At 55.4% G+C, this 4,959-nt stretch carries 6 protein-coding genes; 2 read left to right on the top strand and 4 right to left on the bottom strand.

Features of this window, described 5'->3' with window-relative positions; genetic code table 11:
• The coding region (aroG, locus tag QRD42_RS11375) for a 3-deoxy-7-phosphoheptulonate synthase AroG (protein ID WP_321987139.1) at window positions 1–1,048 on the bottom strand (1,048 nt) is incomplete at its 3' end.
• Window positions 1,049–1,366: 318 nt separating this feature from the next.
• On the opposite strand from aroG, the gene QRD42_RS11370 reads away from it, so the two are divergent.
• A complete protein-coding gene (locus tag QRD42_RS11370; protein ID WP_321988755.1) occupies window positions 1,367–1,786 on the top strand; it encodes a protein YbgS in 420 nt (139 codons plus the stop codon).
• Between the two features lie 115 nt (window positions 1,787–1,901).
• The gene (gene zitB, locus QRD42_RS11365) at window positions 1,902–2,837 is read left to right on the top strand and encodes a CDF family zinc transporter ZitB (protein WP_321987138.1); all 936 of its coding nucleotides are present in this window, start codon (window positions 1,902–1,904) and stop codon (window positions 2,835–2,837) included.
• On the opposite strand, the gene pnuC is transcribed toward zitB, so the two are convergent.
• From pnuC to QRD42_RS11350, 3 genes are read right to left on the bottom strand one after another with little or no spacing between them, the layout of a single operon-like run.
• Window positions 2,834–3,553: a nicotinamide riboside transporter PnuC gene (gene pnuC / locus QRD42_RS11360; protein ID WP_321987137.1), complete on the bottom strand. Its 720-nt coding sequence runs from the start codon at window positions 3,551–3,553 to the stop codon at window positions 2,834–2,836. The two genes, zitB and pnuC, sit on opposite strands and share 4 nt — an antisense overlap.
• A 19-nt stretch (window positions 3,554–3,572) precedes the next feature.
• On the bottom strand, window positions 3,573–4,622 hold the full coding sequence (gene nadA, locus QRD42_RS11355) for a quinolinate synthase NadA (RefSeq protein WP_321987136.1): 1,050 nt from the start codon (window positions 4,620–4,622) through the stop codon (window positions 3,573–3,575).
• A gap of 37 nt (window positions 4,623–4,659) precedes the next feature.
• Window positions 4,660–4,878: a hypothetical protein gene (locus QRD42_RS11350; RefSeq protein ID WP_321987135.1), complete on the bottom strand. Its 219-nt coding sequence runs from the start codon at window positions 4,876–4,878 to the stop codon at window positions 4,660–4,662.
• Window positions 4,879–4,959 lie beyond the last annotated feature (81 nt).

The following is a 4,959-nucleotide window of genomic DNA, read 5'->3' as shown; positions in this document are numbered from 1 at the left end:
CGCGACGCGCTTTCACCGCTTCCGCTAACTGACGCAGCACCACGCCGGTATCTTCCCAACCGATGCAGGCATCGGTAACGCTCTTGCCATATACCAGGGGTTCGCCGCTTTCCAGGCTCTGATTCCCTTCCACCAGATGGCTTTCGATCATCACGCCCATAATGGCTTTTTCACCGCCCGCGATCTGCTTGCAGACGTCTGCGCCCACGTCCATCTGACGTTTAAACTGCTTGCTGGAGTTGGCGTGACTGAAGTCGATCATCACCTGCGGCGGCAGCCCGGCCTTAACCAGCCCCTCTTTCACTTCAGCCACATGGCGCGCGCTGTAGTTCGGCTCTTTGCCGCCGCGCAGAATGATATGGCAGTCGCCGTTACCGCTGGTGTTCACGATCGCCGAATGACCCCATTTGGTCACAGACAGGAAGCAGTGCGGCGCACCGGCGGCATTAATGGCGTCAATGGCCACTTTAATGGTACCGTCGGTGCCGTTTTTGAAGCCCACCGGACATGAAAGACCCGATGCCAGCTCACGGTGCACCTGGGATTCCGTCGTACGCGCGCCTATAGCGCCCCAGCTCATCAGATCCGCCACGTACTGCGGCGTGATCATATCCAGAAACTCACCCGCTGCCGGCAGGCCAGTGTCGTTAATATCCAGCAGCAGCTTACGGGCGATACGCAGGCCGTCGTTGATCTGGAAGCTGTTGTCCATATGCGGATCGTTAATCAGCCCTTTCCAGCCCACTGTGGTACGCGGTTTTTCAAAATAAACACGCATCACCACTTCCAGCTCGCCTTTCAGTTCATCACGCAGCGCCAGCAGGCGGGCGGCATACTCTTTCGCAGCCTGGGGATCGTGGATGGAACAGGGGCCGATCACCACCAGCAAACGGTCATCTTGACCGCTAAGGATGTTATGGATCGCTTTACGGGCGTGGGAGACGGTATTGGCAGCCGTTTCTGTCGCAGGAAATTTTTCAAGGAGTGCAACCGGGGGTAATAACTCGTTGATTTCTTTAATACGTAAGTCGTCGTTCTGATAATTCATGGGGATCCCAGCTTTGCCATACAAATAGAAGTGATTGCAATACTCCCAATCTAACTGCTCGGCATTAAAGTGTAAACGCGCTTTTACACTTGATACGGATAATTCCTGAAAACCAGCTAAAAAGCTCCAGATAGTAGCGAACATCGGGTTCGTAGCTAAACTTTTTTACTGTAAGCACTTTATTTGTTTGTTTTAACGAGATCCCATTCTGCCTTACCGGCTGGATTTGGCACCTTTCACCACTGGGCGATGAATTCGTATCACATCTGCACTGTTGGACCCATTGTCCAATCAAATGACGAGCACAGGAGCAATATGATGAAAATGACTAAATTAACTGCACTTTTCCTGACGACGACATTAACGCTGGCCAGCGGCGCAGCACTGGCGGCGGATGCTGCTTCTTCCGATAACAACGGCAACGCGAATGCGGCAGCGAGCGCGGGTCAGGTTGCCCCGGATGCTCATCAGAATGTAGCGCCAAACAGTGTGGGTAATAAAGACATCAACACCGGCAATACCAATACTGCAACTGGTACCAATACCACCACCGGTACTACAGCGCCGGGTATGACTGGCGGCAACACCAGCGCCTCTGGCGAGACGATGAGCAAAGACGACATCCACAAAAATACCCAGTGTAAAGACGGCAAATGCCCGGACATCAATGAAAAAGTTCAGACCGGCGACGGTGTGAATAACGATACCAACACCAAAACTGATGGCACGTCCCAGTAACCGACAGCCATAAGTTGATAAAGAGGAGAGCTTCGGCTCTCCTTTTTTGTGCCGAAAACAAAAAAATCTGTAATGATGTAAGGCGCTGATTATTAACCATGCCGGAATTATAAAAATGGCGCATTCGCACTCTCATTCTCACCCGCCCGCCGATGAAAACGGACGCCGTTTACTGCTGGCGTTTGGCGTCACCACCCTGTTTATGATCATTGAAGTCGTGGGTGGCCTGGTTTCCGGCTCGCTGGCGCTGCTTGCCGATGCCGGTCATATGCTGACCGACTCCGCCGCCCTGCTTTTCGCCCTGCTGGCAGTAGGATTTGCCCGTAAGCCGCCCAGCGGCCGACATACCTTTGGCTGGCTGCGACTGACCACCCTGGCGGCCTTTGTGAACGCCATTGCGCTGGTAGTAATCACTCTGCTTATTGTCTGGGAAGCATACCAGCGTTTCCGTCATCCGCAGCCGGTAGCGGGCGTCACCATGATGGCGATTGCTTTCGCCGGTCTGGTCGCCAATCTGCTGGCATTCTGGATCCTGCACCGGGGCAGTTCGGAAAAAAATCTGAATGTGCGGGCCGCTGCCCTGCATGTGCTGGGCGATCTGCTGGGTTCGGTCGGGGCAATTGTTGCCGCGGTGGTGATCCTGTGGACGGGCTGGACACCTGCCGACCCTATCCTGTCGGTGCTGGTGTCCTGTCTGGTGTTGCGCAGCGCGTGGCAGCTGTTACGGGAAAGCGTCAATGAATTACTGGAAGGCGCGCCGGTGTCGCTGGATATTAATGCCCTCAAGCGCCATCTGCGCCGGGATATACCGGAAGTTCGCGACGCGCACCATGTGCATGTGTGGACGATTGGTGAAAAGACGGTGATGACGCTGCACGTGCAGGTGGTGCCACCGCACGACCATGATGCCCTTCTGACGCGCATTCAGCACTTTCTGGCGCATCATTATGAGATTGAGCACGTCACCGTGCAGATGGAGTATCAGCCCTGTAGCGGACCGGACTGCGAGCTGAATTCGCTGCCGTCCGGTCATGCACATCACCATCATTAACGGCTGAGCGCGCGTGAACCACGTTCCCGTGCGCTTTTGATCCACATCCGGCTGCCGTTGAGGGCAATAAACGTCAGCAGCAAGTATTCCAGCGACATCGCGTAGACGCCCTGACGGGCGAAGATCACCACGCTTATCACATTGATAACCACCCACAGCAGCCAGTTTTCCACATACTTGCGCGTCATCAGGATCATCGCCACGATGGACAGCACCATCATGCAGGAATCCCAGAACGGAAACGCGTCCGGCTGAAGTTCCGGCATCGCCACGTTAAGCCCAAGGCTCTGCATCAGCGCCACGGCGATACGCGTTAAGAACGCGAAGACCGGGTTGATCCACACCGTCATCAGACCGATTGCGACGACGCAGACCGCAAGCCACGTGATAGCCTTCGACAGCGGTAGCCAGCGGATTTGCAGTACGGCTTCGTTTTGCGTGGTTTGCCGTGACCAGGCGTACCATCCGTAAATATTGGCGGCGAAGAAAAACAGTTGTAATAACAGGCTGGCGTAGAGCTGGATCTGGAAGAAAATAATCGCAAACAGCGTGACGTTGATTAAACCAAACGCGTAGTTGCTGATTTTTTCCAGGCTGGCGAGCCAGATACAGAGCAATCCCGCCAGGGTGCCCACCGCTTCGATCCATGATAAATCATAGCCACCCGCGCCAATTGGGATGTGAACCAGAATGTTCTGCGTGCTAAAAAAATCCATCTTTTCCCCAAATGATTGTTTACGTTGATGAACGTAGTGTAGCTGCAAAATCCAGCATGCGGTTTAACGGCCTGAGAGCGCCTTCACGCAGCGCGGCGTCAACATGGATCTCATGCTCAGCGCCACCGCTTCTGAGGCCGTCAGCGATAGCCTTCAGGCCGTTCATCGCCATCCACGGACAGTGCGCACAGCTGCGGCAGGTTGCCCCCTCGCCTGCGGTCGGCGCTTCCAGCAGTTCCTTTTCCGGCACTGCCTGCTGCATCTTATAAAAGATCCCGCGATCGGTGGCCACAATCAGCTGTTTTTGCGGCAGCCTTTTCGCAGCGGCAATCAGCTGGCTGGTAGATCCCACCGCGTCAGCCATCTCCACCACCGCCTGCGGGGATTCCGGATGCACAAGGATCGCCGCATCCGGATACAACCCTTTCATGCGCGCCAGCGCCTGAGTTTTGAATTCGTCATGTACGATACAGGCTCCCTGCCAGCACAGCACATCCGCGCCGGTCTGTTTTTGTACATAGTTGCCGAGATGCCGGTCCGGCGCCCAGAGGATTTTCTCTCCGAGGCTGTCGAGATGCTCGATCAGCTCAACGGCGATGCTGGAGGTCACCACCCAGTCGGCGCGCGCTTTGACGGCGGCAGAGGTGTTGGCATAGACCACCACGGTGCGATCCGGATGGGCGTCGCAGAAGGCGCTGAATTCATCCGCCGGGCAGCCGAGATCGAGTGAACATTCCGCCTGGAGGGTTGGCATGAGGATGGTTTTTTCCGGGCTGAGAATTTTGGCGGTTTCCCCCATAAAGCGGACGCCCGCGACCAGCAGCGTCGAGGCGGGATGTTTTGCGCCAAAGCGCGCCATCTCCAGCGAATCAGAAATACAGCCGCCGGTTTCCTCCGCCAGCTGCTGTATTTCCGGATCGGTGTAGTAATGGGCAACCATTACCGCATCCCGCGCTTTCAGAAGACGTTTAATTTCTTCGCGGTACGCCTGTTTTTCATCACGGCTTAAGGGCGCAGGCTTTGGCGGAAAGGGATAAATCGCGGTTTCCGGATCGAACATCACGCTCATGTGGCTTTCTCGTTTTGCTGACTTAACAAATATCGGTTCATAAAGCGATAAATTGCTTATCAAAAACCAGCTGTGTTTTATATGCTAAACAAGCATAGCCGATTCGCAGGGGAAAGTCACAGAGATAACGATGCTGGCGGACGTTTTTTTGCGGGAAGAGGTAAACGCCCGGCGGCGCAAGCTTGCCGGGCCTACACGTACGCTGCAGGCCGGGTAAGCGCAGCGCCACCCGGCAAAAAACCTGCATTTCGCGCATAGCAAAAAGGCGCCTTTAGGGCGCCTTTCTACATTGGTGGGTCGTGCAGGATGACTCGGCTTCGCCTCGCCCTTCGGGCCG

The sequence above is a fragment of the Enterobacter sp. PGRG2 genome, assembly GCF_030291195.1.
In the GTDB taxonomy this organism is placed as follows: Bacteria; Pseudomonadota; Gammaproteobacteria; order Enterobacterales; family Enterobacteriaceae; genus Enterobacter_D.
Note: the sequence above shows the minus strand (reverse complement) of the source record. Positions and strands in the feature narration are given on the sequence as shown.

Excerpts from the sequence above, each read along its gene's own strand:
- QRD42_RS11370 (WP_321988755.1), top strand. The coding sequence starts at position 1,367 with ATGAAAATGACTAAATTAACTGCACTTTTCCTGACGACGACATTAACG.
- zitB (WP_321987138.1), top strand. The coding sequence starts at position 1,902 with ATGGCGCATTCGCACTCTCATTCTCACCCGCCCGCCGATGAAAACGGA.
- pnuC (WP_321987137.1), bottom strand. The coding sequence starts at position 3,553 with ATGGATTTTTTTAGCACGCAGAACATTCTGGTTCACATCCCAATTGGC.
- nadA (WP_321987136.1), bottom strand. The coding sequence starts at position 4,622 with ATGAGCGTGATGTTCGATCCGGAAACCGCGATTTATCCCTTTCCGCCA.
- QRD42_RS11350 (WP_321987135.1), bottom strand. The coding sequence starts at position 4,878 with ATGCGCGAAATGCAGGTTTTTTGCCGGGTGGCGCTGCGCTTACCCGGC.